General features: G+C 41.8%; 2 tRNA genes. Both read left to right on the top strand.

Features of this window, described 5'->3' with window-relative positions:
- The first annotated feature begins 149 nt into the window (after nucleotides 1–149).
- A tRNA-Ala gene (locus H4J38_RS16905) sits at nucleotides 150–225 on the top strand.
- Between the two features lie 33 nt (nucleotides 226–258).
- Nucleotides 259–335, top strand: a tRNA-Ile gene (locus tag H4J38_RS16900).
- The last annotated feature ends 230 nt before the right edge of the window (nucleotides 336–565 follow it).

The raw sequence follows: 565 nt of genomic DNA, 5'->3' as shown, positions 1-565 counted from the left end.
AACAAGGTAACCCTAGGGGAACCTGGGGTTGGATCACCTCCTTATCTTGAAGTAAAACAACTTAATGGAAGCGCTTGCGTTTCATGAGTGTTCACACAAATTACATGATAACAAATTAGAAGAAGAAAACGTAAACCCTAGCATAATAAGGGGCTATAGCTCAGCTGGGAGAGCGCCTGCCTTGCACGCAGGAGGTCAGCAGTTCGATCCTGCTTAGCTCCACCACTTATTATGTAGTATCTCAGTTTGATACGATGCAGGTCTGTAGCTCAGCTGGTTAGAGCGCACCCCTGATAAGGGTGAGGTCGGCAGTTCAAGTCTGCCCAGACCTACCAATCTTCTTCACTAAGAATTGAAAGACCAAACTTAAGTTATGCTTTATTTAAGCTACTTTAAGTTTGGTTTTTAACCAAGTCACCACCGAATGCGTGTGAATGACAAGTTCTTTAACAATCTGGAAAGCTGATATAAATACCGGTATTTATATGATGAACACGGTGTCGCGCTGTTGTTCATAAATTATAAATACCAAGCTGTTGTTAATGGGAATATCGCCTGTTAATAA

The sequence above is a fragment of the Colwellia sp. BRX10-3 genome (assembly GCF_014077505.1).
In the GTDB taxonomy this organism is placed as follows: Bacteria; Pseudomonadota; Gammaproteobacteria; order Enterobacterales; family Alteromonadaceae; genus Cognaticolwellia.
Note: the sequence above shows the minus strand (reverse complement) of the source record. Positions and strands in the feature narration are given on the sequence as shown.